Source organism: Algibacter lectus, from assembly GCF_900112395.1.
Lineage (GTDB): Bacteria > Bacteroidota > Bacteroidia > Flavobacteriales > Flavobacteriaceae > Algibacter > Algibacter lectus.
Genome location: NZ_FOLN01000006.1, coordinates 318271 through 344876, shown reverse-complemented (window position 1 = coordinate 344876; position 26606 = coordinate 318271). Strand labels below are relative to the sequence as shown.

At 32.1% G+C, this 26606-nt stretch carries 20 protein-coding genes; 10 read left to right on the top strand and 10 right to left on the bottom strand.

Translation table 11 applies throughout. The annotated features are described in order from the left end of the window. Nucleotides 1-479 precede the first annotated feature (479 nt). The 3 genes from BM246_RS12880 to xerA all read right to left on the bottom strand — a co-directional run bounded on the left by BM246_RS12880 (nucleotide 480) and on the right by xerA (nucleotide 3196). Nucleotides 480-1025 (bottom strand): hypothetical protein, encoded by a 546-nt coding sequence (locus tag BM246_RS12880; protein WP_074938409.1) that lies wholly within the window; start codon nucleotides 1023-1025, stop codon nucleotides 480-482. Nucleotides 1026-1181: 156 nt separating this feature from the next. Continuing rightward, nucleotides 1182-2000, bottom strand: coding sequence for a hypothetical protein (locus BM246_RS12875; RefSeq protein WP_074938407.1), 819 nt, complete (start codon nucleotides 1998-2000; stop codon nucleotides 1182-1184). Nucleotides 2001-2068: 68 nt separating this feature from the next. Then, nucleotides 2069-3196, bottom strand: a complete 1128-nt coding sequence (gene xerA / locus BM246_RS12870) for a site-specific tyrosine recombinase/integron integrase (protein WP_074938405.1) — start codon at nucleotides 3194-3196, stop codon at nucleotides 2069-2071. 89 nt (nucleotides 3197-3285) lie between these two features. Here xerA and BM246_RS12865 point away from each other — a divergent pair, with 89 nt between their 5' ends. Further along, complete coding sequence (locus tag BM246_RS12865) at nucleotides 3286-3666, top strand: hypothetical protein (RefSeq protein WP_042506571.1); 381 nt, start codon at nucleotides 3286-3288, stop codon at nucleotides 3664-3666. Between the two features lie 95 nt (nucleotides 3667-3761). Here the strand turns inward: BM246_RS12865 and BM246_RS12860 are convergent, their stop codons facing one another. The 7 genes from BM246_RS12860 to BM246_RS12830 form a co-directional block, all read right to left on the bottom strand. Then, nucleotides 3762-5264 (bottom strand): aldehyde dehydrogenase family protein, encoded by a 1503-nt coding sequence (locus BM246_RS12860; RefSeq protein ID WP_074938403.1) that lies wholly within the window; start codon nucleotides 5262-5264, stop codon nucleotides 3762-3764. A 203-nt stretch (nucleotides 5265-5467) separates the two neighbouring features. After that, nucleotides 5468-6307: a helix-turn-helix domain-containing protein gene (locus BM246_RS12855; RefSeq protein WP_074938401.1), complete on the bottom strand. Its 840-nt coding sequence runs from the start codon at nucleotides 6305-6307 to the stop codon at nucleotides 5468-5470. 147 nt (nucleotides 6308-6454) lie between these two features. Further along, nucleotides 6455-7039 (bottom strand): M23 family metallopeptidase, encoded by a 585-nt coding sequence (locus tag BM246_RS12850; protein ID WP_074938399.1) that lies wholly within the window; start codon nucleotides 7037-7039, stop codon nucleotides 6455-6457. Nucleotides 7040-7100: 61 nt separating this feature from the next. Continuing rightward, nucleotides 7101-7982, bottom strand: coding sequence for a hypothetical protein (locus BM246_RS12845; RefSeq protein WP_074938397.1), 882 nt, complete (start codon nucleotides 7980-7982; stop codon nucleotides 7101-7103). A 117-nt stretch (nucleotides 7983-8099) separates the two neighbouring features. Further along, nucleotides 8100-8879 (bottom strand): M90 family metallopeptidase, encoded by a 780-nt coding sequence (locus BM246_RS12840; RefSeq protein WP_074938395.1) that lies wholly within the window; start codon nucleotides 8877-8879, stop codon nucleotides 8100-8102. 212 nt (nucleotides 8880-9091) lie between these two features. Then, nucleotides 9092-9409, bottom strand: coding sequence for a hypothetical protein (locus BM246_RS12835; RefSeq protein ID WP_074938393.1), 318 nt, complete (start codon nucleotides 9407-9409; stop codon nucleotides 9092-9094). Between the two features lie 293 nt (nucleotides 9410-9702). Beyond that, nucleotides 9703-10563: an AraC family transcriptional regulator gene (locus BM246_RS12830; RefSeq protein ID WP_042500119.1), complete on the bottom strand. Its 861-nt coding sequence runs from the start codon at nucleotides 10561-10563 to the stop codon at nucleotides 9703-9705. 234 nt (nucleotides 10564-10797) lie between these two features. On the opposite strand from BM246_RS12830, the gene BM246_RS12825 reads away from it, so the two are divergent. From BM246_RS12825 to BM246_RS12785, 9 genes are all read left to right on the top strand, one after another. Then, the gene (locus BM246_RS12825; protein ID WP_074938391.1) at nucleotides 10798-13872 is read left to right on the top strand and encodes a SusC/RagA family TonB-linked outer membrane protein; all 3075 of its coding nucleotides are present in this window, start codon (nucleotides 10798-10800) and stop codon (nucleotides 13870-13872) included. A 41-nt stretch (nucleotides 13873-13913) separates the two neighbouring features. Then, nucleotides 13914-15416 carry a RagB/SusD family nutrient uptake outer membrane protein gene (locus tag BM246_RS12820; protein WP_083415800.1) on the top strand — a complete coding sequence of 501 codons (1503 nt, stop codon included), beginning with the start codon at nucleotides 13914-13916 and terminating at the stop codon, nucleotides 15414-15416. 10 nt (nucleotides 15417-15426) lie between these two features. Continuing rightward, on the top strand, nucleotides 15427-17127 hold the full coding sequence (locus tag BM246_RS12815; RefSeq protein ID WP_074938387.1) for a hypothetical protein: 1701 nt from the start codon (nucleotides 15427-15429) through the stop codon (nucleotides 17125-17127). 46 nt (nucleotides 17128-17173) lie between these two features. Next, complete coding sequence (locus BM246_RS12810) at nucleotides 17174-18703, top strand: hypothetical protein (RefSeq protein WP_231961857.1); 1530 nt, start codon at nucleotides 17174-17176, stop codon at nucleotides 18701-18703. Nucleotides 18704-18751: 48 nt separating this feature from the next. Further along, a complete protein-coding gene (locus BM246_RS12805; protein WP_042500122.1) occupies nucleotides 18752-19804 on the top strand; it encodes a glycoside hydrolase family 130 protein in 1053 nt (350 codons plus the stop codon). Beyond that, complete coding sequence (locus BM246_RS12800; RefSeq protein WP_074938385.1) at nucleotides 19797-21356, top strand: cellulase family glycosylhydrolase; 1560 nt, start codon at nucleotides 19797-19799, stop codon at nucleotides 21354-21356. Before BM246_RS12805 ends, BM246_RS12800 begins: the two co-directional genes overlap by 8 nt. A gap of 29 nt (nucleotides 21357-21385) precedes the next feature. Then, complete coding sequence (locus BM246_RS12795) at nucleotides 21386-22981, top strand: sodium:solute symporter (protein ID WP_074938383.1); 1596 nt, start codon at nucleotides 21386-21388, stop codon at nucleotides 22979-22981. A gap of 30 nt (nucleotides 22982-23011) precedes the next feature. Continuing rightward, nucleotides 23012-23851 carry a sialate O-acetylesterase gene (locus BM246_RS12790; RefSeq protein WP_042506553.1) on the top strand — a complete coding sequence of 280 codons (840 nt, stop codon included), beginning with the start codon at nucleotides 23012-23014 and terminating at the stop codon, nucleotides 23849-23851. Nucleotides 23852-24016: 165 nt separating this feature from the next. Continuing rightward, nucleotides 24017-26593 (top strand): beta-mannosidase, encoded by a 2577-nt coding sequence (locus BM246_RS12785; protein ID WP_083415804.1) that lies wholly within the window; start codon nucleotides 24017-24019, stop codon nucleotides 26591-26593. Nucleotides 26594-26606 lie beyond the last annotated feature (13 nt).

Genomic DNA, 26606 nt, shown 5'->3' with positions numbered 1-26606 from the left:
CAATTATTTTTATAAACGATATGATTTATACATTGTGGTATAAGTCGTCTCTTTCAGGCGCAACCACTTTATAATGATCTCAAAAAAAGGCAGTTAAAACATATCCGATATAAGATTTATTTAATAGAGAACTTGACATTCTAATTTAAATCTTATACCTTAGTAATCAAGTTTTATACGACACCGCTCGTTTGAAAATACATTTTCACGGCTTTTATCGCCGAAAACTTGGAAGCGTATTTTCTAAATAATACACTTTTTTAACTGCCTTTTTTTATTCCTTTTGCGTAAATAATATTTGTATTGAAAGTTATCTAACGATAGCCGCGCTATTGCTTACAACGTGATTGTGTATGGTTAGTTGCGTGGTTAAGCAACTAAGTTAGCAAACATTTACGAACCCGTGAATATTCCGCAGGAATATTCGCAAGTAAGCTTAATGAAGCAATTAATTATACACGGTGTTGGCAAATCGTTTTTTATTCGCTTTCATATTCGAACCAATTTTCCGCAATCTGCTTTTTCAAAATAAAGGTATTATAAATATTTCTTTCATTTCTCAAAGTGTCTCCAACTTTTAAATCCGATGAACTTTTATATAAATATCCGTTATGTTTTGATAGAGCGTATTGTTCGACTGGAAAATTATAAAATCCATCTTCTCTAATAAATTCGCTAACTTTTATTTCTTTAAAAACTGACAATAACTTGCTTAGCTTATCTGGCTCAATATCTAATTCTTTCGCACGTTTTGTGTAACTATAATAATTTGGCAGATTTTTTTGCAAAGTATCGTTGAAAATTGATTGTCCATTTACTTTAAATTCATTCCTTTCCAACTGAACGTCCACAACCGATATTTTCGTGATTTCATTCAGCGAATTTATTTCCACAACAAATTCTTTTCCAGCATTAAGATTAAATTCAGATAAATTATAAAACAGAGGATTTTTGGTCGTTTTACAACTAATCAGCAGAATTAGTATTCCGCAGTAAATTCCGATTATTTTATACCTTAATTTCAAATTTATCAATGTCCTCTTAAATGTTTGCCAACGTGATTGTGTATGATTAGTTGCGTGATTTAAGGAACTAAGTTAGCAAATAAATCACAGATAGAATATTCCGCAGGAATGTTCGTAAGTAGGCTTAAACCAGCAATTAATTATACACGGTGTTAGCTACTGTACTTTTATATGTTTTCCTAAGTTCTTTATTCGTTGTTCCCAATTTCCATTTCTTGAAACAATATAAATAGAATATTTTTTAAAATCATTTTTCCTAAGTTGAATATCATATTTTTTTAAAGGGTTTTCAGAATCGATTTTTTTAGATTTAGATGTTAAATCTTTGAAAGATTGATTTCCTAAACAAATAATAATCTCAGGTTGTAATTCTTTAATTAGGTCAATAGTTCTTTGTCTAAAGAAGTTTTTTAAATCATTTACGTTTTTAATTTTTTTCTCGTTAAGGGTAATTTGTTCTGAAACAATTCTTTTTAAAATGATATTCAATTCCTTTGTGGTTTTTGTTGAAATTGGATATAAATTATAATAAAATATATCTGAATTTATTTTCTTTTCAATTTCAGTATAATTTGATTTCTCATTTATATTGTAGTAGGCAAATAAAAATTCAATTAGTCTTTTGACAAAGACATTATTAACTTTTTGATTTCTTTCATACCATTTATATGATTTCCAAGTTTTACCTTTAAACTCTCCTCTCGAATTTCCATCTTTTAACCAATCGATTTGACTGATTTTGTTATCAGAGAATAAATTTTTCGGGTAATGTATTTCCTTAATGTTTTTGGATTTGTTTTTTTCATTAAATGCTCCAGGTCCAGGATTAATTCCGAGAAATAAGATTTTAGGTTTCGTAATCAATGGATTTAATGCAGTAATAAAACCTTTATATTCATTTTTAATAGATTCTAAAAATGATTTCTCCTCTAGAAGTTCAATAATAGGTAAGTACTTTTGTTCTATTTTATTCATCTGAGTGAGAGTATTGTAGCTAACAATTGTATATAGTTAGTACTAACTATATATCTATTATATGCGCACTAAGATAGTAAATCTTTAATTTCTGTAAAGGAACTCGTAGCAACATGTGTGTAAATTTCTGTTGTTTTAGTCGAATTATGCCCCAGTAGTAGTTGAATGTAACGAATATCGGTGCCACTTTCTAGTAAGTGAGTAGCAAAACTATGTCTTAACATATGCGGAGTAACTCTTTGTTTAATACCAGCATTCTTGGCAGATTTCACAACAATTTGTAACACGCTAGAGCTACTGTATGGATTACCCGAAATAGGGCTTTCAAATAAGTAGGTTTTAGGTCTGTAAATTTTAAAATACTTTCTCAAATCTTCTAGAACACTTTTGTTCAGTACAGTATATCGGTCTTTATTTCCTTTAGCTTGTTCAACTCTAATAACCATTCGTTTACTATCAATGTCTTTTATTTTTAATTGTAAAAGTTCATTTCTGCGCAAACCAGAAGAGTACAATAAGCTTATAATGCATTTATGTTTTATATTATTAGTTAAGTTGATTATTGCAATTATTTCTTCCTTTGATAGTACTTTTGGTAGTTTAGATTCTTTTCTAGGTCTTTCAATGGAGTAAAACCGATTAGGCATTCCTAAAACCATTTCATAATAGAATTTAATAGCGTTAATCGACATATTTATATATGAATTTGATCTATCTTCATTAACTAACTTTTTAAGATAGATTCGGATATCATTTTCGTTAATACTAAATAATTCTCTTTCTTTATAGTAGTTGATAAATTTCTCAAAGCTATGCACGTAGTTTTTTACCGTGCTATTAGAATATTTTTTCAACTCTAATTTCTGTAAAAACTCATCAGGACATGCTCTAAAGTGTTTTTTAATAGGTCGATTTCTAAACCAAGATACATCTGTATTTTTGTTATCACTATTTAGTTTTTTGTCTTTAAAAAAATAGTTGCAATTAACCCAGGCAACACCTTCAAATTTCTCAAAAACCAAATTGATATTAGATTTGTTATTTATAATATATACCATATTAAACTCTTTACTCCATTTTGGGTTAGGTAACTCTTTAATTAGAGCTTGAATAACTTTATCTGCATTAAATTGTAAGCCAATACATTGTTTTTCTTTAATAAAAAGATGTTTTAATGTTATATGTTTATTTAGCATATCAGTAATTTTAAAACAAGATATTTATATAAAATAATTTAGTCGTATCTTAAACGAATAGTATTCGTGTAATCTTCGTTTAAGTTAATATGAAATTAAAAAATAATGAGTGTTTAGCCTGCGGAAAAGAGCTGATAGGACGATCAGATAAAATTTATTGCGATTTACATTGCAAAAGCTCATATCACTACCGGAAATCTTTAGATGAAGCTCCAAGGTTCTATAATAAAGTAGACAACCAGTTGAAGCTTAATAGAAAAATTCTTAAAAACTTTAATAAATCGGGTAAAGCAACTGTGCGAGCAAAAGTTGTTCTCGAATTAGGATTTAATCCAAAATATTTTACCCATTACTGGAAAAACAAAAAACATGATGTTTATCTATTTGTTTATGAATTTGGTTTTCTAAAAAAGAAAGAAAATAATGTAGAAAAATATATTTTAATAAAATGGCAAGAGTATATGGAGTAACTATTGTTGTATAACGGGTTATTGAAATTTGGATAAAAACAACAAAGCCTTGGATTATCCAAGGCTTTATTATTACTTAATTTAATGGGTTTTAATTAAAAGAATCCCATAGGTTTCTTGTCGTAAGATATTAACATGTTTTTTACAACACGGTAATGATCTAAAGCCATTTTATGGTTTTCACGACCAAATCCAGATTCTTTAACACCACCAAAAGGAGCATGTGCAGGATAAGTATGGTATTGGTTTACCCAAACTCTACCAGCTTGTATTGCGCGAGGCACTTGGAATAATTCGTGTGCATCTCTAGACCAAACACCAGCACCTAAACCGTAAGGCGTATCGTTTGCAATAGCAATAGCTTCTTCGGTAGAGCTAAATGTTGTTAAAGCTACAACCGGACCAAAAATTTCTTCTTGGAAAATACGCATCTTATTATTTCCTTTTAAAACTGTAGGCTGAATGTAATATCCTTCAGAAAGTTCACCTTCATAATTACCAGCATCACCACCAGCAACAACTTCTGCACCTTCATCTTTTCCTATTTTAATATAGTCAAGAATTTTGTCGTATTGCGGCTTAGAAACTTGAGAACCAATCATTGTTTCTGGATCTAATGGGTTTCCTGTTTTAATTGCTTTTAAACGCACTTTCATTTTTTCGATAAAAATGTCTGCAATATCCTCATGTACTAAAATACGTGATGGAGCAGTACAAATTTCACCCTGGTTTAAAGAGAACATTAATGCACCTTCAATAGCTTTACTAAAGAAATCGTCGTCATGATCTGCTACAGATGGAAAAAATACGTTTGGAGATTTACCACCTAATTCCATAGTTACAGGAATAATGTTTTCGGCAGCATTGTGTAAAACTTTACGCCCAGTTTCTGTAGAACCTGTAAAAGATAGTTTTGCAATACGTTTAGATGTTGCTAAAGCAGCACCAGCTTCTGCGCCAAAACCAGTTACAATGTTTAATACACCTGCTGGTAAAATATCACCAATAAGTTCCATTAATGCAATAACACTAGTAGGTGTTTGCTCTGCTGGTTTTACAACAGCTGTACAACCTGCGGCTAAAGCTGGAGCAATTTTCCATGCTAACATTAACATTGGAAAATTCCAAGGAATAATTTCTCCAACAACACCAACAGGCTCGTGCAATACAATGCTTACTGTGTTTTTGTCGTGTTCTGAAATACTACCTTCGTCTGCACGAATTACACCTGCGAAATAACGAAAGTGATCGATACAATAAGGGATATCTGCTGCACGAGATTCGCGAATTGGTTTTCCGTTATCTATAGTTTCTAAAGTTGCTAAGTACTCGAAGTTATCTTCCATTACTTGTGCAATTTTCAATAACGCATTACTACGTTCTGTTGCTGAAGATTTACTCCAAGACGGGAATGCTTCGTGTGCTGCATCTAACGCTAAATCTATATCTTCTTTTGTTGAGCGTGCTGCTTGCGTAAATACTTTACCATCTACTGGAGAAACGTTATCGAAATATTGACCTTTTACAGGATCCACGAATTTACCGCCAATAAAGTTACCGTATCTTTCTTTAAATACTGGTTTTGTTACATTTGCCATAATTATAATTTTTAATTATTAATAGTGCTTGCAAAAACAAGCGTTGTTTAATTATGGTACAAATGTATGTTGGGTTATTACCTTTCTATTTATTGAAACGGCTCAATAACTTATGAAAAAAGGTCAATGTTGTTTATTTTGGAAAATAAATATCTTTAATCTCTAATAGGACTCTGTAAATCAGGTGTTTGGATGTTGTTTGTTTAATTTGAAATATCCGTTGGACTAATTCCGAACTTATTTTTAAAGGCTACACTAAAGTTAGACAGGTTGTTATAGCCAATTTCTAAGTAAATATCGGATGCTTTTAATTCACCTCCTTGTAACAATTCTTTGGCTTTTTGTAGACGTTTATCTTGCAACCATTTTCCTGGTGCTTGGTTGTATTCGTTTGTAAAATGACGTTTAAAAGTAGATAAACTCATATTACAGAGAAAGGCAATTTCTTCTAACTTTAAATTAGAATGCACATTGTTTTCTACTATGTTTTTAAATGGTGAAACATGTTTAGAAATTAGAGAATGTAAGTAATACTCAAAGGTATCACCATATTTATTTAATAAGTACAATAAAATTTCTTCAAACTTTAAAGCTAATAATGCATCGCTAAAATTGTGGTTTTCGAATGTATGTGATGCTAACGAACTAATAAAAGAAGCTATATATGCGTCGTTTTCAATTACAAAATAGGGTACATCTTCTTTATACGGTTTAACGTCGTTTGTGTATTTGCTTAAAAAATTGGTTAGTTTCTCTTCAGAAAAGAAAAAGAGTTTACAGTAATAAATAGCTTCTGTGTTTAATAATTCTGTCCAAAGCCAATTTCCTTTTTTCAGTAATAATGATTGGTCTTTATTTACTGCAACCGATGTTCCTGCAAAATGCACTTGTTTTTTTCCTACTTGAAGAAAACTAAACATATTCATGCCTAAATTCACCTTACTTTTAACAACATCTGTGGTCATTTTAAAGTCGTAAACAAATAAATCAGGACTTTCTGTTTTGTCCTTAATGTAGAGTTCGGGTATGTTTTCTATTGGCATCTAGATTCTTTTTTGGCTAACAGGTAATGTTCTTTTTTTTTGCTTGTAGGGCAGAAGGTAAGCTCAGCCTTTTAAATTCTTACTTGGCCAAATTTACATGTTTTGCTTTTAAATTAGCCTTAAGTCGCGCTATGGATTTGCACGTTGTTAATTTCTGTGGTTTTTTATATACTCAGTAGGGTCTAAATACCCTTCGGTATCAAAAGAATATCCGCCACCTATTGGAAGTCCAATTTGGCTTCTTAATTCTAAATGTAAGTGAGCAAGATATTGCCCATTATTATTTCCTATTGTTCCAATTTTTTGCCCTTTTTCTATGTAATCTCCTTTTTTAATAATTATTTCATCACAATGTGCATATAGAGATTCAATTTGATTTTCATTGTCAATATAATGTACTATTCTAATAACGTTTCCCCAACCTCCATAAACATTTTCAGCATTAGAGACATATCCATTTGCTATAGAATATATCGGATCGCCTAAATCGGTGTTTCCTCCTCCAACTCCATTCCAATCATCTCCTAAATGTTCGTTTTCTCCAAATTTTTGAGCATTATAATATTTTTTTGCATCTGGTTTTCCTACAGGGAAATCAAATCCATTTGTGAATTTTATCGTGTCAGATTTTATAATCTTTATATTATTTTGAGCTGTATAACTAATGTTTTTTTTGGTGTCAGGTTTACAACTAAAAAATCCAATTAATAATATTAAAATTAAGTTTTTCATAATGTTTTGTTCTGAAATATGTCTACAGGTTAAAATTGATTTTATGCTGTTTCTATATCTGTTATTCGTTTATAAATGTTTCGTTTTTTTTAGGAGGAAAAATTATTACATGAGAATTATAATCATGGTAATCGGTGAATTTAGTTTTTAAAAATAGAGGCGTGCTCTTGCTTAAGTTGTGTTTTTCAGAAGGAGCTCCAAGCCAATTACATTCTTTTAAATAGTTAAACCGGGTTATCCAAGTGTGCCATCCCTGATTGCTAAAACCCCAGCCAAACTCATTTAGATTTAGAAGATTATTAATGTCGTCTTTATCATCATCAACATCAAAAATACCCGTTAAAGGAATGTTGGGTTGTTTCCAAACATGGTATTTTTTATCCTTTTTGTAATTCTTTAAACAGGCATCATATTCATTAGAGTTTTTTGAGATAAAAAGGTAGGCTTTCCAGTTGTAGAATTTAGTTAAAATATATCCTAAGCTCCAGCCAGCATGTTCGCGGTTAGCCCATATTTTGGTATGATGTTTTTCAACAGTTTTAAATTCCTTTCCAAACCCAGCTTCTAAAGCTTTTACAGCAAATATAGTGCAGTGCATACTATCTAGCTTAATATCATTTTTTTCTAAAGCATATTTTTGAAAAACATTTATAGAGTCTAGTAAATCCTTACTTAAACCTACTGAGTAATACCATTGTGTGCCATAGTATTTACTTGAGTTTAACCTATAGTCATTAAAATATTCGTTTTCTATGTCTGCTATTCGATTTATAGCTTCTGGAGAATTAAAATTAAGATATTCATTTTCAAGTTTACTTTTTGGTGTGTAAACTATAGCGCTATCTATGACTTTCTTTTTTATATAAGTGCTTTTCTTTGTTTTTTCCTTACAGGAATAAAACAAAGATGAAATTGTTAATAGAAAACAAATTACTTTTTTCATGATGTTTGCTAAGGTTTTAGCAATGTAATATTCAAATTTAAAAATTCAACGCTTAATAAGTAAGAAAAAACACTTTAATTTAGTAGGGGATTTTCTAGTGATAATTTAAATCCTCTTTTACCTTTTAGAACTATCTTTTACACGAAAGCAAACTTCAAGCATTTGATATAAGTCTGGATGTTTTTTCTTCATCTTTTCAGGTTGTTCAAAAAAATATTCGGAAGCTACAGCTAAAAATTCGGCTTCATTGGTACCTCCATAATTTCTAATATCAGATTTATTGTTATTTATATCCTCCATTTCTTTATGGATAATTTTTAACCAAGGTATAACGTAGGGTTGCTGTATTAATGTTTCTGGTACGCCATCTGTTAAGCCATCTAGTTTGTCTATTAAATGTACAAACTCATGAATACCTGTATTGTGAATATGAGATTTTTTTTGAAAGCCACCATGTAGTGCTTTTCGTGATAAAATCATTTGATGTTCAAATTGTCCCGTACCAACCATACCTGCAATTTGTCGGTTTTCATCGGTTTGAGCAAAACCTAAATTTTCGTTAAAATGATCTGGATAAACCAAAACCGTACTTAAATTTTTGTAATGCCATTCCTCGAAATTAAAAACAGGAATAACAGCGCTACATGCAATTAATATTTTATCGAGATCTTCAAGGTTGAAACCTACACTTTCAATATTTACTTCACTTAAAAATACCATAATCCGCTGCTGGAATCGTTTTTGTTCAGTGGTAGATAAACCTTTATAAAAATTAACATGTCGGATGATTTTGTTATGCCAATTAGCGGGAAATTTTTCAGCTTTTTTCTTTTTGGTCGCATAAAGAGTATAGAGAGCGAAAGCCACTAATAATATAAAAGCAATAGTAAATGCCATAAAATGATGATTTAGTTTTTTGTAAAAGTATTCTATTTTTTAAAGAAAAGGAATTGCTGTTTGTGTTGCAATGCCTTTTACTAATATTAGTTCTTATTTGTAAAGAAACCATATTCAATTAAGTAGCTGTTTATTTTTGCTTGAGTATAAATAAAAAAAGCCGAATTTCAATATGTTTTGAAATTCGGCTAGAAAATTATAATGATGATAAATTAGCGCTTTACTTTTAAGTTTGGATAAAGTGCAATTGTTTTAGTATAAAACTCATCTCCAACAATTTTGGTTTTAGTTAAGGTTTTAGAATAGCTACTGCCAAACATTGAAAAGACATCAGCATTAAAAGTTAATGTGTTATGAACTTTTATAGCGCTTACTTGGCCTTCTATATTAAAGGTGAAAAGGTATTTGTAAGCAACGATTTCTTTGGTTTTAGTAGAATTGAAAGTAACAGAGGCATTGCTTAAGCGCTCTGAATTAAAAATTAAATGCTCTTTTAAATCGCCATCTACATCTGTCCTAAAATAATGCATTTTTTCTTCGCTTAAAATCAAAAAAGAAGGAGTTTCGACAGTTGTATGCTTTACGGTTAGGTGTAAACATGTGTTAAAAAAATAAAAGAAGTGTATATTAAATAAAAATAGAGGTTAGAGTTTAAGGTTCATTTTACGTGTAATCAGCGTCTTGTGTTCTCTGTGATTTTTTTAATTGTTGCGATATCGGAATAGGTGTCATTAAATTTCACGATTATAATGCAACTTGGGATTTTTATGATATATAAGAAGTTTAGATGTATCCATTTCTGATTTAAACAAAAACTTAAATTTTAACGCGAAACTTCTTTATCGTAATTAAGCTTGAAGGTTTTTGGTGAAATGTTGTGTTTTTTCTTGAAAGCTCTATTGAAATTAGAGAGCGAATTAAAACCGGCAGAATACGATATTTCGTTGATAGACATATTTGTTTCTGTCAATAGCTTTGTTACAACACCTAATCTGTAATCTTGAAGGTAACTAGTAAAACTGTGGCTTGTTCTTTTCTTAAAATAATGGCTAAAAGCTGATTCAGACATGTTTACCATTTCTGCCACTTGCGATAATTTAATGTTTTTTTGATAATTGTTTTTTACGTAATTTAAAATAAGCGAAATACGTCTACTTTCTCTTTGTTGGCTGTAATTTGCACTCGGCGGGCTGCTTAATACTTTTATGTCTTTAGATATTGATAAGGTATGTAGTATTTCGAGGAAGGTTAAAAAAGATTTGAAATTATTATTGTTATCAATAGATAGCATCATTTCTGATACCTTTTTTTTAGTTGGGTCTGAGAATGAGATGCCACGTTTAGATAGTTCTAAAAGTTTTTTTATATCTTTTGATACATTGTAACTCATTATTTTAGAGTGTAAAAAATGCTCTTGAAACTGTATGGTTATAACTCCTGTGTTACTAATAGCATTATCAGATTTCCAAACATGTTTCAATTCTGGGCCTAAAAGAGTTAAATCGTCTCCTTCTAAGGTTTCAACATAATCCCCCGTGGTTCTACTTCCTTTAAAATTTGTAATTAAATTTAATTCATATTCATTGTGGAAATGTAGAGGATAATCAAATAACGCATTTTCATGTTTTAGTATAACAAATGGATCATCTTGTTTTATAGGAGTTATTTCTTTAATAGATTTCATGGAGAATATTCAGCTTAACTTATTAAAAACTTTTACTTTTAAGAGTGCGATGTTCAAATTTAGTGATTAATTATTAATAATAATTTAAATTTAAATTAATGAAATTTAGAAAAATTAATAGGTAAAACTAGTAATAATTCAAAAAACGCATAGTATTGAGCATTATTTTATCATTATCTATTGTAGATGTTGTATAATTTTGAAACCCTAAACTAATACATAAAACTAAACTAAATGAATAAGAAAAATCGAATGTGGCTATTATCTGCTGTTTTGATAGTTCTGTGTCTAACTAAGATAAGCGCTCAAATAAATGTAGCTGGCTTAGTTACCGACCAAGATGGTTTTCCGCTACCAGGGGCAACGGTCTTAGAGCAAGGAACTAATAATGGAACAACAACAGATTTTGATGGTAATTTTAAAATTACCGTTAAAAATGAAAGTTCTAATATAGAAGTTTCATACATAGGGTATGTAAGCACGCTAATTAATGTTGGGACTGGTACTAATATTAAAGTGGTTTTAAAAGAAGATATTGCGGAGCTAAATGAGGTTGTTGTAGTTGGTTACGGGTCTGTAAAAAAGAGTGATCTTACTGGGTCTGTTGCTTCTGTTAAAATGGATAAACTTCCTGTACGCGCTACTAACTCTATTGATGGTTTATTGCAAGGGCAAGTTGCGGGTGTGCAAGTGCTTTCTCCCTCAGACGATCCGGGTGCAGGATCTGTGATAAGGATTAGGGGTGGTAGTTCTTTGCGTGGTGGTAACGATCCGCTTGTAGTTGTAGATGGTTTCCCGATAGGAACAGCAGGAGATTTAAAACAAATTTCTCCTCAAGATATTGCTTCAATGGAAGTGTTAAAAGATGCTTCTGCATCTGCTATCTATGGTTCTAGAGGAGCAAATGGAGTTATTTTAATAACAACTAAAAAAGGCTCAAAAAATAAAACTGAAGTTAGTTTCTCTCAACAAAATACGTTTTCTAGTTTTACTTCAGATTTGAATTTATGGAGAGATCCGGCTTTAATGGCAGAGCTAAGTAACGAGGCGCGTGTAAATGGTGGTTTTGTTCCTGTTTACATTGGTGCTAAAGATGCTAATGGTGTTTACTATCCGTCGGTTCAAGAACTGAATAACGGGTCGTGGCCTTACAATACAGCATGGGATGATATTGTATTTAGAGATCCAGTTTCTAATAATACAAATTTGGCTATAAGAAGTCAAACCGAGAAAACTCAATTTAGTTTAAGTACAACGTATTACACCAATGAAGGTGTTTATAAAGGAGACGATTACGAAAAGTTAAATTTCAATTTAAATGTAACACATAAAATTTGGGATGATAAAGCCACCGTAGGAACTAATGTTATTTATTCTAAAGGAAAAAGAAATAATAATGGAGATTTAGCATATTGGAGAAACCCAATATTCCCTGTTTATGATGATGCTGGAGATTACTTTTTAGTTGGTAATAACGATTTCTCTCACCCAGTAGCGTTAACAAACCATAGAACAAATAAAAACAAGTTTAAAGACTTTATAGGTTCGGCATTTATAGATGTACAGCTATTATCTACCTTAAATTTAAGAACACAATTAAACCATAAATTTGGAAACTCGATTGGAGATTACTATAATCCTAAAGTATTTACGGAAGATGGAACATTTAATAATGGTTCTGGAGGTATAAATAATTGGGAAAGTAATGAAACCGTTTCAGAAACTTTTTTAACGTTCAATAAAGAGTTTAATGAAAAACATGTTTTTAGTGCAATGGGTGGTTTTTCATATCAATATTATACAAGTCGTACTTCAGAATTAAAAGCGTTCAATTTTTTAAATGAATCTTTAGGTAACGGGAATCTTGCTGCGGGAAATCCAGATCAACAAGCTGTCTCAAACAGTTTAGTTGAAACTACCATGTATTCTTACTTAGGAAGATTGAATTATACTTTTGATGATAAGTATTTGGCAACCTTTACTATGCGGTCAGATGGTTCTTCCAAATTTGGAGAGAATAACAAGTGGGCTATGTTCCCTTCTGGAGCTTTAGGATGGAAAATACATAAAGAAAAATTCATTAGCGATCTAAATGTTTTTAATGAACTGAAAATTAGAGGGTCTTATGGTATTTCAGGAAATCAAGGTATTTCGCCTTATTTAATAAATAGTAGATATGGCCAAGATCAATATTATGTAAACGGTAGATGGCAAACCACTATTGGACCTGGTTATGTAGTAGGTCAAGATGCGCAAAGTGGTAAGAAAACTTGGGGAGGGATTCCTAATCCAGATTTAAAATGGGAAACAACATCTCAGTTAAATATTGGTGGAGATTTTGCTTTTTTTGATCGCAAGCTAAAAGTTACTTTCGATTATTATGATAAATATACCACAGATTTATTAAGAGAGCGTTTATTGTCGCCTTCATCATCTTACGATAGAATGTGGGTTAACGATGGTGAAATTCAGAATAAAGGTGCAGAGTTAACTTTAGATGGTATTATAGCTCGTAAAGATAATTGGGGTTTAAGTGGTTCTTTAATTTTAGCAAAAAATAAAAATAAGGTAGTAAGTCTTGGAGACGAGGTGTCTTCTGGCCTTAATACCGATGCTTTATCTGGAATGAAGTATGAATTTTCAGGAAGCGTGGTAGAGGCCTTTCGTTCTGTTCCAAACATTCTAGCTGTTGGGCAACCAATAAATGTGTTTTATGGATATCAAGTAGATGGTATTGTTCAAACTAGGGCAGAAGGTCTAGCTGCAGGATTAATTGGTGATGCTGCACAGCCGGGAGAATTTAAATATTTAGATTTAAATGAAGATGGTGTTATAGATGGAGACGACCGTACAATTATTGGTGATCCAAATCCAGATTTTCAAGCTAGTTTAAACCTTCAAGCGCATTATAATCGATTCGATTTGTCATTATTTTTCAATGGTAGTTTTGGTCAAGATGTATTTAATACACAAAGTTTTAACGAGCCAAGTAGCCGCCCTTTAAGATGGACACAAGATAACTTAACTAACAACTACCCAAGCTTGCGCGAAGGTCGAAATGTTTTAATGTCCGATTGGTTTATAGAGGAAGGAAGTTTTGTTCGTCTTCAAAATTTCTCATTGGGATATAAGTTAGAAGATATGAAAAATGTTGGGTTTAAAAGCGGACGACTTTTTGTTAACGGAACCAATTTATTTACAATCACTGATTTTAAAGGTTACGATCCAGAAGTTGGAAGTAATGGAATTTATTGGGGTGGTTATCCGAAGTTAAGAAATTGGACCATAGGACTTGAATTAACATTCTAGGTGAATTTAAAAAACATTTACAATATATAAACGAATTGAAAATGATGAAATTTAAAAAAATAATATTAGGATTAGTCTTTGCAATAGGATTAATATCCTGCGAGAGTTTAGATATAGAGCCAGAAGGATTTTATTCAGATCAAAACTTTTACAAAACGGTAGACGATGCAGAAGCTGCAATACTTTATGCTTATGATGCGCTTACTTTAGTAAGCTATGCACCAGTAACATTTTATTTAGCAGAATTATCGACAGATAACTGCCGAGTAAAATCAGATGAAGGGGCAGATGCTCAAGCATTTGTTAATTGGGAAGTAACATCTCAAAACGAATTGCTAACGCAATATTACAGGTCGGCATATATCGCCATCAATAGAGCGAATGCAGTTATTGAAAATGTAGAAGGAAAAGGTTTTAATCAAGAAGATGAAAATCGTCTTTTAGGGGAAGCTTTATTTCTTAGAGCATACAATCATTTTAACGTGGTTAGAGCATTTGGTTTAACTCCATTACAAACTTCTCTTATCGATAAGTTAGATGAAACAACGGCTTCTTTACCAGAGAATATGGATGTGGCCTATACTTTTTTAATAGACGATTTAGTAAGGGCTATCGATTATTTAGAAGTTAATCGAGTTGTTGGGCGCGCAGATAAAATAGCAGCACAAGCACTTCTATCTAAAGTTTACTTGTTTGCAGCATCGGCTAAAGAAAGCGGAACGCCAAAATATGAAGCTATAACTGAGAGTGTTGATAATCTATATGCAAAAGCAGCAGAGTACGCAGGATATGTATTAACAAGTCAAGGCGAATACAGTCATGATTTAGATTTGCAAAATATTTATAATGCTGAAAAGCCAAATGGGCCTGAGCATATTTTTATTTTGTCAATGGATCGTTCGGGAACTCAAGAGGGCGATTATTCCAAACTTTCTAAATACTTTCTACCTTATATCGCCGGTGGTTCAGTTTATCTAAAAAACATTGATGGTTCTTTTTCTGAAACTCATGATGGGTGGAGTGTATTTCAAACAACAGACGATTTATTTACATCGTATAACGCCGCAGATAAGCGTAGAAATGAATTAATTGTTTCTGAAGTTTTTGATGAAAATGGCGTTTCAATAGGTTCTGTTTCAGATGGAACTATCCCTTATGCATTTACAAGAAAATATGTAGACCCGTTATTTGAAGGTGATAAAACAAGCACAAGACCATACTTAATTCGTTACTCAGATATTCAATTAGTTTATGCAGAAGCTACGGCTAATACAGATGGATTAATTCAATATAATCAAATAAGAAATAGAGCTGGTGTGGCGGAGTTGGCAGATTTAAGCGGTTTATCTAAAGAAGATTTTAGAGAATTAATTATAGAAGAGCGTCAACGCGAATTAGCTTACGAAAGTGATCGCCTTTGGGATTTAAGACGTAAAAATATTGTACAACGTGAAGTTGTTGAAGCTGCAGGTCTCTCGCCAGAAGCAGTTGCTTTTTACCCAATTCCTCAACGTGAGATCGATTTAAATCCTAACATTAATTAAATCAAAAAAAATGAAAAAATTACAATATATATATCTAACGGTATTATCAGTTTTTGCTCTTGCATGTACAGATAATCCTTTAGAAGATTTAGAAGGTACAGATTGGCAGAAAGAACGCAATATTGTTTCGGTTTTAGTTGAAGGGCAAATAGGCACAGCAATAATAGAACGTAATTTAGATGATGCTAAAATTAAAATATTCGCCAAGTTAGAGAATATTGCAGATATTTCTAAAGTAGAAATTAAAAATATTCAATTAGCCTATGGTGCGAGTACTGTAAACGGAGCAGGAACAACATTAGATTTAACCAGTGGAACAGCTATAATTTCTGTGATATCAGGAGCAGGGCAAAGCTTAGATTGGGAAGTATCTGTGAGTCCGTTTAAATCAGATTTAGAAGGCAGTTGGTATGTAGGAGATGTTCGTATGTATTGCAATATGTTTACCTGGGAATCTTGGGGATGGGAGAAAAATGAGAGCATATTTGGGTATTTACCAGAGTTAGGTCCAGAATGGGATAATGAAATTATTTTTGCAGTAGAAGGTGCAGACGAAAAAGGAAACCCTTTTGGAACTTACGAGCATACTGGCGGAAATGATGGGCTTTATGGGAATTTTGGTGATACTAGCAAGTCTTGGGACTTTAATGAAAGATTTAGAAAAATACCAAAAGGAAAGGGAACATGGTTGCGCGATTTTGAGCGTAATGTAGTAGTAATTACAGATGCAAATAAAGTAGAACATGAGTTAGAACTTGAGGTTTTAACAGAAACAGGAGAGGTTGTTTTAAAATCAGAACTGCCTTATTTAGCCGATCTTTTTAGTTGGACTGATACTGATTGGAGTTTTGAGGAATTAGCCCATATGTCCAATCCAATGTGGTACGTGTTAACTAAGGACCGTGTACTTCAAACGGGAAATAGTATATCTGGTTTAACCGTAAAAGATCAAGTTGGAGATACAGTAATAGATAATGATGCCAAAATAATTACGGTAACAATTGAAGATAATGGAGCAGATATTTCTATGATAACTTTAGAAAATCTAGGATTATCATTTGGTGCTTCAGCTAATGTGTCTGAAGGCGAAACGTTAGATTTTTCATCAAGTAATACAACGAGCATTATTGTGTCTTCAGAAGTAGGAGAATCTGTTACTTGGATTATTAAATTACAGGTAGATATAGATTTAAGTGATGTTTCTATAGCAGGAACATGGACAATAAGTGAAATTGGAATTTATTCAGATTTGTTTTCTTGGGAATCTTGGGGATGGGAAAAGACTGAGTTGTTAAACAACTATTTACCTAATGTCTCTGCAGAGTTAGATAATACAATCACGTTTACTGTAGATGGTAAAAATGCAGAAGGAGAACCTTATGGAACTTTCGAAAATAATGCAGGAACTGATGGAGCATACGGAAACTTTGTCTCTGATGATGCTAGCTGGCCAGAAACCGATTTTAATAGCCGTTACAGAAAAGTGCCAACAACTGCTGGCACATGGATAATTAATGAAGAAAAAGTAATAATTACCGATGCCGGAGGCGTAGAGTACACATTAGATATTGAAGTTAATACACAAACTGAAATTGCTTTAAGTACAGAGTTGGAGTATAAGTCAGAATTGTTTGATTGGGGCGTGTCTAATTACAGCTTTGAAGAAACGGCTCACATGTCTAAAAAAATGTGGTACAATTTAATTAAATAGATAGTCTGCTTGCTTCGCGGTAAGCAGGTATCCTAAAAATATTCAAATGAAAAAAATGAAAATAAATAATATGGTATCTGTTCTATTTTCTCTAATACTTGTATTGGTTAGTTGTGATGACAATGAATTAAATATTGATAAAGCTGTAAAAAGCAATCGGGAAATGACGATCACAACAGATGTGGTGTCAACAGATTTTGTTGGTAATGGTGCCCAATGGGGAGGTTACGATGTTGTGCCAACTTGGTTAGGGACAGAAACGTTAAGCGATGCAGATTGGAATACCTTATTCCAAAGAATCGATTTTATGAGACCTCCGTTTTTAAGAATTATGACAAATTCAGGATGGTCTTATGATAATAATGGCACTTATGATAAGGTTACAAAAACACTGTCTCTTTTTAAAATGCTAGATTATGCTAAAAGTAGAAATATAGAAATTACTTATGGAGAATGGGGACATCAATCAGTAGGTGGTTTTGGTAATATAGATATGAATTGGATTGCAAATTCAGTTAAGTTTTTAAACCATTTAGTAAATGAAAAAGGATATACTAATATTAAAACCATAAACATTATTAATGAGCCAAATGGATATTGGGCTAGTACAGAAGGAAACTACGATATCTATAGAGATGTACAATTAGCTTACATTGAAGAAATGGCTAAATATGCTTTATCTAGTGTAAAATTAATGGGGCCAGATATAGCTGTGTTTAATACGGCAAGTGAAACTGAATGGATTACAAAAACAAATAATGACTTAGGCGATTATGTTGGTTTGTATGATATTCATGTATATCCAAAACAGCAACTTATTCGTAATGGCGAGTTTAGTAATATGCTAAGAGCCTACAAAAAAATAACACCTTCAGGAAAGCAAATTGTTCTTGGTGAAATAGGTTTTAAATATGATGAGGTAGATGCCGAGTTAAAAAGATTAAATGAAGAAGCTATCGAGAATGATCCATTCGCTGGAGAAGATTCTAACATGATGGTTTACAAATCTTTTTATGGAATTGATATGGCAGATGCCTTAATTCAAACCATGCGCGAAGGTTTTTCAGGTTCGTTAGTTTGGAACATGGATGATGCGATGTATAATAGCCCGGATAATGGGGATTACCAAACTTCTAAATTAAAGCGTTGGGGGTTTTGGAACATATTAGGAGAGGAGCTTACAAGTGATGTTTCAGACGAAAATATTCGTCCATATTTTTATCCTGTTTCTTTACTAACCCGCTATTTTCCTGCTGGAAGTGAAATTTATAATGTTGAATTACCAGATAAAAAAGGCGTGCGTGCTGTTGTAGGGATGCATAATGGAAAATATACAATTGCTATAGTTAACTCGCATTACTCAACATACGATATTGTTTTAAAATCAGATCTAGTAAGTAGTCTTACAGCTAACAAGTATAGATATAAGTCTAATGTAGATGGATCTTTTGTTGGTGCGGTAGATAGTGATGGTTTTGCTACGCCATTAGAAAGCAATGTTACTCTAGATTTTACTAAAGGTCTTGAAATGACTTTAGAAGGAGAGTCGTTTGTATTGTTTACAAACATGGAGTGATAAAATATTATTTGAATTAGCCTAAGTTTAAAATTTAAGAAGAATAGAATGAATACTATTGAAAAAGATAGAACCAAGTTGTTACGTTTAAAGAAACATGAAGAGAATCCAATATTTAGTCCAAACCCGGATAATTATTGGGAGAATATTGTAGTATGTAATCCTGGTGTTTGGTACGAAAACGGTAAGTTTTCAATGTTATACAGAGCAGCCGGAGATGATAAAGAACATTTTATCAGGTTTGGATTAGCAGAAAGCACAGATGGTGTTAATTTTGAAAGAGTTTCAGATAAGCCTGTTTTTTCACCTAGTATAGATGGTCCTGATATGGGCGGTGTAGAAGATCCTAGAATTGCAAAGTTTGGAGATGAGTTTTATATCACATATGCTTACAGACCTTTTCCTCCAGGACAATATTGGAAATTTGCTCACGATGTTATTTTATTGCCAGAATCTGGAGAAGATACACCGTTAGTTTATAAAAATAATATAGCAAACTCTGGGTTGGCTATTTCAAAAGATTTAAAAAGCTTTAAGCGATTAGGCCGTATTACAACATCTAATTTAGACGATAGAGATGTTATCCTTTTTCCAGAAAAGGTAAACGGTAAATTCGCTATGCTTCACAGGCCGAAAGAATGGATTGGAGAAGCTTACGGGACAAATAAACCAGCAATTTGGGTTCGTTTTTCAGACGATTTAATGGTTTGGGAAGAAGAAAGTACACTTTTAATTGCGGGTATTGAAGGTACTTGGGAAGAAAAAGTTGGTGGTAGCACACCGCCTTTAAAAACTAAGGATGGTTGGTTAATTATATATCACGGTGTGGAAAATGGCGGATTAGGTTATTATCGTGCAGGTGCGGCTTTGTTAGATTTAAACGACCCTACGAAAGTAATTGGGCGTTTGGAAAACTGGATTATGGAGCCAGAGCATGATTACGAAATAGAAGGTTATTATAAAGGTTGTGTTTTTCCAACAGGAAATGTTATTATTGACGATACGTTACATGTGTATTATGGTGCCGCAGATAAATATATTGGATTGGCAACATGCAGTGTGAACGAATTATTACAAGAATTAAAAAAATCTAATGATTAAAAAAATATTTATTCTCTCTTCATTCATAGCATTCACCTTTTTATTGGGTGGGTGCTATAATGTTACTAAACAGAATAAGGTTGATATTCGTATTACTTTTGATAAGCAAAATAAGTTAGAGTTTCCTTTTATAGGTCATGGTGTGCAATGGTCTGCCTATCCTCATGCCGATTCCAAAGATGCAGAATGGGGGGGGTTAATGACAGATGAAAAATGGAAAACACTTTATAATCGTTTAGATTTTGTAAATCCTAATATTATTAGGGTTATGGATGTTGCTACATGGCGTTATTATAAAGGTTTGGATGAAAGCGGAGACCCCATAATCGATTTTGAGAGTCAGGAAATTAAAAGCCTTTATAAACTTTTAGATTATTGTCAATCAAGGAATATAAAAGTGCTTTTTGGAGAATGGGGAGCGCCAGGATTATGGAATTTAGATGAAACTATTCCGGAAATAGAAAGAGCCGATGATGAGAGATGGATTAACATGATCGTTAAATATCTGGAGCATTTAATTATCGAAAAAGGATACACTTGTATTCAATATTACAATTTGGTAAACGAACCAAATGGCTATTGGGCATCAACAGATGGAGATTGGAAACAATGGAAATCTGGATATATTAAACTTGGTGAAGCTTTTAAAATATCTGGTTTGGATAAGTATATTGCTCTTTCTGGTCCAGATGCTGTAACACAATGGAATCATCCAACGCATCCTAAAAAAGCTCATGATTGGGTTTATTCAACAGTGACAGATTTAGATTCAATTACAGGATTATATGATTTTCATATTTATGCAGATCAAGAGTTAATTAGAACGGGTAATTTTGTTTCCTACTTAAAACCATTTACTTCAGCAATTAATAAAACCAATAAACCTTTTGTTTTAGGTGAATTAGGAATGAAATATAGTGGCGATTTAAAAGACGAAAACAGAAAGCGAGGAGAAGCAGATCTTTATGCGGGGCCAGATGATTCTTCTATGTTCGTTTACGATTATTTTTACGGAGTAGATATGGCAGATGCGGCAATACAAAGTATGCTAGCTGCTGTAGGAGGTACAATTGCTTGGGATTTGGATGATGCTATGCATACCGTTGGCGACTTAGGAGAAAAGAGTCAGTTAAAAAAGTGGGGTATGTGGAATATTTTAGCCGAAGAATTTGGCGATTTAGAGATTGATAAAAAACCAAGGCCTTGGTCTTACTCGTGGACGTTGATTTGCAATTTGTTTCCAACGGAATCTATAATTTACAAACCGGAGTTTTCGGTTGTTAACGATAGTGTTAGAGCTGTAGCTTCGAAATTAAAAAATGATGTAACTGTAGCGATAGTTAATCAGTCAAAATCAAATAAATCAACCCGTATAGAATCTAGTTTATTCAAAAACGATAAGCAACTGAATTTGTATGAATACTCAGAAGATAACAGACCTACAAATTCAGATGGGTTTCCTGTTGTTTCGAAAAAAGTTAACCTTAAATATATGGTGATTGATGTTAAACCCAATAGTGTGGTATTTCTTAGTACAATTTTAATTAAATAAGAACTTAAAAGGTTTTATAAAAGCAAAAAATGGAATACAATTTAGGAGTTATAGATATATCGGTTTTAGTACTTTATTTTATTTTTATTGTTTGGTTCGGCATTCGCTCATCCAAAAAAGGGAGCGATTCTACAAGCGATTATTTTCTTGCTGGTAGAAATATGACATGGCCAGTTATTGGTTTTTCATTATTCGCAGCAAGTATTTCAAGTACCACATTAATTGGTAAAAGTGGTGATGCTTATTCAACGGGAATAGCTGTTTTTAATTACGATTTAATTTCGGTATTAGTTATGGTGTTTTTCGCCATGTTCTTTTTACCTTTTTATATAAAATCGGGAATATTCACTATTCCAGAATTTTTAGAAAAACGATTTGATAAAAGATCAAGATATTATTTCTCATTTATCACCTTAATGGGGTCTACTTTTTTAGATGCAGCCGGAGCTTTGTATGCCGCTTCACTACTAATGAAATTAGTTTTCCCCTCACTATCCATAATGGAACTATCTGTAATATTTGCAGTAATAGTTGCTGCATATACTATTCCTGGCGGATTATCTGCGGCAATTAAAGTCGATCTTATTCAAGGAATCTTATTACTTGTAGGTACGTTTATTTTAACTTTCTTAGCCATGCGTAATGGCGGGTTAGAGCATTTGAAAGAACTTCTTTTAAATGAAGATATGATGATGAAGTTAATACGCCCTTTAGATGATCTGTCTGTGCCATGGCTTGGTATGATTGTAGGAATACCCATTTTAGGATTCTATTTTTGGGGAAATAACCAGGTATTGGTGCAACGTGTTTTAACGGCTAAATCTATAGATCATGGTAGAAAAGGTATTCTATTAGTAGGTTTTTTAACAGTGTCTTTAATTTTTATTATTATTTTTCCAGCAGTTATTGGTAAACACTTATTTCCAGGTTTACCTAAAAACGATATGGTGTATCCTAAGTTGGTTATAGAGCTTATGCCTATTGGTTTGTTAGGTTTAATGTTGGCCGCTATGGTAGCGGCACTTACATCAACATTAAGTGCGTTGTTAAATTCTGTAGCGACATTATTTACTATGGATTTTTATGTAAAATTTAAAAAAGAGCCATCTCAAAAAGAACAAGTTTATGTTGGTAAAATTGTTTCTGTAATAGTTTTAATTTTAGCTGTTTTATGGGTGCCTTTTGTCTCTAAATTTGATTCGTTATTAAAATATTATCAAGAAATGCTAACCTATATTGCCCCTCCTGTAGTGGCAGTATTCTTCTTAGGTGTGTTTTGGAAACGTATTAATAAACATGGCGCTTTTTGGGGGTTAATTGCTGGTGCTTTTGCTGCTATAGCCACTATAGTCGCTAAGGTTGGTTTTAATCATGAGCTTCTAGGTAGTATTCATTTTTTACTTAAAGTACCTTTCTATTTTGTATTTAGTGCAGTTGTAATTATTATAGTGAGTTTACTTTCTAAACCAGATGATAAAACGCAAATTGAAGATTTAATCTGGACAAAAAAAATATATCACGAAGAAACCAAAGAACTAGAAGGTGTGCCTTTTTATAAGAATTTTAGAGTGTGGTCTTTAATACTAATAGCGTTTTGTTTCATAGTATTATACATGTATCAATAATTCAATACCATCAATAAATAATTAAAGAAAATGAAAATAAATTTTTTTATAATAGGTGTCTTTTTGTTAAATGCAAATATGTTTTCACAAAATCCTAATTTTCATATTTATCTTTGTTTTGGTCAGTCTAATATGGAGGGTTCGGCTACCATTGAAACTCAAGATAAAATAGCAGCCGATCGGTTTTTAGTATTACAATCACTGGATTGCGATAATTTATTAAGAAAAAAGAATATATGGTATCCGGCAATTCCACCTTTAATTCAATGCCATACAGGGCTTTCTCCAGTCGATTATTTTGGAAAAACAATGATTAAGCATTTGCCAGATAGTGTTAAAGTAGGCGTTGTAAATATTGCTATTGGTGGTAGTGATATTAGGCTTTTTGATAAAGAGATATATCAAGATTATACCAAAACATATCTGGAAGAATGGTTTGCTAAAAAGATTAGAGACTACAAAGGGAATCCATATCAGCATTTTATAGAATTAGCAAAACTGGCTCAAGAAAATGGAGTTATTAAAGGTATTCTTTTACATCAAGGTGAAACAAATCAAGATGATGAAAAATGGCCGGATTATGTTAAAAAAGTTTATAATAACATGCTGAATGATTTAGGGTTGAAAGCAGAAGATGTGCCGCTATTAGCGGGTGAGGTTGTAAACGAGGAGCAAGGAGGTGTTTGTGCTAGTATGAACTCTATTATAAACACATTGCCAGAAGTGGTTCCTACCGCTCATGTAATTTCATCTAAAGGTTGCGAAGTTAGAGACGACTATGTGCATTTTAATTCTGCAGGTGTACGTGAATTAGGAAAACGTTATGCTCTTAAAATGCTTGATTTAAAAGGTTATAAAATAGTCTATTAATTATGGTACCCGGGTAAGTATACTGAAGTAGCATCTAAATAGGTTAAAACAAAGGTGTAAGAATTAGTTAGTGATAGTTTGTTTTAAGTGCGAATATGTTAGTTAATGTATTCGTGCTTTTTTAATTTATGTCGAAGAATAATAAAGAAGAAGATGATTAAAATTATGGTTAAGTATATCAAAGCATTTGTGTTATTAATATGTGTTACGGCTTGCAATACACCACCAAATTTTGTTTCGACGAAAATTAATTCTAATTGGCAATTTAAATCTGTTCAAGATACACTGTGGCTTAAAGCGGAGGTCCCCGGTTCTATTCATACAGATTTAATACAGAATGGGATTATTGAAGATCCATTTTATAGATTGAATGAAAAAGATCAACAATGGATTGATAAAAACGATTGGGAATATAAAACGGTTTTCAATATTGATGATGCTATTCTAGATAAAGAAAGAATAGAATTAAATTTTAAAGGGCTTGATACTTACGCGAATGTATTTTTAAATGATTCGTTGGTTGCAACAACTAATAATATGTTTGTTGGAAATAAGTTGAATTGCAAATCAATTTTAAAATTAGGAGAAAATAAATTGAAGATTGTTTTCGATTCCCCTATTAAAACAGGGCTTAAAAAACGAGAAGCACTTGGTTATCAGTTACCAAATGCTGTAAACGATCAATCAGAAAATGGTGGCTTGGGAAAAAAACAAGTTGCAGTATTTAATAGAAAAGCAGGCTATCATTTTGGTTGGGACTGGGGCCCGCGATTGGTAACAAGTGGTATTTGGCAAGATGTTGAGTTACATGCTTGGGACAACGCTATTATTAGAGATGCATATATTAAGCAGGATAAAATTTCTAAAAATATAGCATTGCTTAATGCCGAATTAGATATTCATGCAACACATCAATTTAAGGCTTTTTTAAATGTTAAAATTGATTCTGTTTTATTTGTTCAAAAGGAAATTGAACTGCAAAAAGGAGATAATAAAATAAGTATGCCTATAGAAATTGAAAACCCAAAATTATGGTGGACTAATGGATTGGGAAAGCAAAAATTATATCAAGTAGATATTGAGTTAGGTGAGCGCGGAAAAATATTTGCAACTAACTCTAATAAAATAGGATTAAAAACACTTCAGGTTGTTCAAGAAAAAGATAGTGTTGGTGAGAGCTTTTATTTTAAGTTAAACGGGCACTCTGTATTTATGAAAGGTGCCAACTACATTCCGCAAGATGTATTTTTAAATAGAGTTACTGTTGAAGATTATGAAACTGTTGTTAAAAATATGGTTGAAGCTAATTATAACATGATTCGTGTTTGGGGAGGCGGAGTCTACGAAAAAGATGTTTTTTATAATTTATGTGATAAATATGGTATTCTAGTTTGGCAAGATTTTATGTTTGCTTGCGCTATGTATCCTGGAGATGAGGCATTTTTAGAAAATGTGAAAGAGGAGGCTGAATATCAAGTAAAACGCTTAAGAAACCATACTAGCATCGCTTTATGGTGCGGTAATAATGAGAATTTAATAGCATGGAAAAATTGGGGATGGATTAACGAAATTTTAAATACTCAAGGACCAGATGTTGTAGATATTGTTTGGAAGGGATATCAAGATGTGTTTCATAATATACTACCAAATGTTGTAAAGGAGTTAGATAATGATACGTTTTATTGGGCATCTTCTCCAACTTCGGCAAGAGGTGAAGATTCAAACTTAAGCTCTGGAGATTATCATTATTGGGGCGTTTGGGGACAACAAGAACCGTTTTCAACCTTTAATGAATATATTCCTCGTTTTATGTCTGAATACGGATTTCAATCATTTCCAGAATTTGAGTCCGTAAAAAAATATACAATTGAAGATGATTGGGATATCTATTCCGATGTTATGAAATCTCACCAGCGATCAAACATAGGAAATAAAAATATAGAGCGGTATATGAAATATTGGTATAGAGCTCCAAAAGATTTCGAGTCATTTTTATATGTTAGTCAGCTTCTGCAAGCAAAAGGTATGAAAATAGCAATAGAAGCCCATCGAAGAAATATGCCATATTGTATGGGGTCTTTATATTGGCAAATAAACGACTGTTGGCCTGTAGCCTCATGGTCTACCATAGATTATTATGGTAATTGGAAAGCATCTCATTATCAGGTTAAGGAACTCTATAAGCCTATTAAATCTATGTTTTTTGAGAACGATAAAGCTCTAGAATTGCATATTGTTTCAGATGAATTAAAAAATAAAAAAGCATATCTTAATTTAGAAGTTGTTAATTTTAATGGAGATGTTTTAAATACTTTTAAAAGCGATATTAATATAGAGTCAAATGCGAGTAGCGTTTATTTTAGTACAGATATTAAGGATCTTATAAATGGGCATAAAAAAGAAAGTACATTTGTTGTTGCGCGATTATTAGGTGAAGATAATATTGTTTTTGATGAAAGCTTGTTCTTTTTTAAGCCATCGCGTAAATTGAAATTAACAGAACCAAATATTAATTATAAAATTTTGAATCAAGAAGAAAATAGAATTGTGTTAGAAATATGTACGGACGTTTTAGTTAAAGATGTTCGACTTAAAACACCTGCTAAAGGGCGGTTTTCTAATAATTATTTTGATATGGTTCCTAATAAAAACTATACTGTTTACTTTAATTTAGAAGTACCAATCAGTAGCGGGGAATTTAAAAACTCTTTGAGTATCGTTTCTTTATACAATTCTTATTAAAGAAGAATAATTA

Coding starts and splice junctions, on each gene's coding strand:
- xerA (WP_074938405.1), bottom strand. CDS start 3,196: ATGCTAAATAAACATATAACATTAAAACATCTTTTTATTAAAGAAAAA.
- BM246_RS12785 (WP_083415804.1), top strand. CDS start 24,017: ATGGTTAAGTATATCAAAGCATTTGTGTTATTAATATGTGTTACGGCT.
- BM246_RS12860 (WP_074938403.1), bottom strand. CDS start 5,264: ATGGCAAATGTAACAAAACCAGTATTTAAAGAAAGATACGGTAACTTT.
- BM246_RS12815 (WP_074938387.1), top strand. CDS start 15,427: ATGAAAAAATTACAATATATATATCTAACGGTATTATCAGTTTTTGCT.
- BM246_RS12810 (WP_231961857.1), top strand. CDS start 17,174: ATGAAAAAAATGAAAATAAATAATATGGTATCTGTTCTATTTTCTCTA.
- BM246_RS12855 (WP_074938401.1), bottom strand. CDS start 6,307: ATGCCAATAGAAAACATACCCGAACTCTACATTAAGGACAAAACAGAA.
- BM246_RS12875 (WP_074938407.1), bottom strand. CDS start 2,000: ATGAATAAAATAGAACAAAAGTACTTACCTATTATTGAACTTCTAGAG.
- BM246_RS12790 (WP_042506553.1), top strand. CDS start 23,012: ATGAAAATAAATTTTTTTATAATAGGTGTCTTTTTGTTAAATGCAAAT.
- BM246_RS12845 (WP_074938397.1), bottom strand. CDS start 7,982: ATGAAAAAAGTAATTTGTTTTCTATTAACAATTTCATCTTTGTTTTAT.
- BM246_RS12805 (WP_042500122.1), top strand. CDS start 18,752: ATGAATACTATTGAAAAAGATAGAACCAAGTTGTTACGTTTAAAGAAA.
- BM246_RS12865 (WP_042506571.1), top strand. CDS start 3,286: ATGAAATTAAAAAATAATGAGTGTTTAGCCTGCGGAAAAGAGCTGATA.
- BM246_RS12830 (WP_042500119.1), bottom strand. CDS start 10,563: ATGAAATCTATTAAAGAAATAACTCCTATAAAACAAGATGATCCATTT.
- BM246_RS12835 (WP_074938393.1), bottom strand. CDS start 9,409: ATGCATTATTTTAGGACAGATGTAGATGGCGATTTAAAAGAGCATTTA.
- BM246_RS12800 (WP_074938385.1), top strand. CDS start 19,797: ATGATTAAAAAAATATTTATTCTCTCTTCATTCATAGCATTCACCTTT.
- BM246_RS12840 (WP_074938395.1), bottom strand. CDS start 8,879: ATGGCATTTACTATTGCTTTTATATTATTAGTGGCTTTCGCTCTCTAT.
- BM246_RS12820 (WP_083415800.1), top strand. CDS start 13,914: ATGATGAAATTTAAAAAAATAATATTAGGATTAGTCTTTGCAATAGGA.
- BM246_RS12825 (WP_074938391.1), top strand. CDS start 10,798: ATGAATAAGAAAAATCGAATGTGGCTATTATCTGCTGTTTTGATAGTT.
- BM246_RS12795 (WP_074938383.1), top strand. CDS start 21,386: ATGGAATACAATTTAGGAGTTATAGATATATCGGTTTTAGTACTTTAT.
- BM246_RS12850 (WP_074938399.1), bottom strand. CDS start 7,039: ATGAAAAACTTAATTTTAATATTATTAATTGGATTTTTTAGTTGTAAA.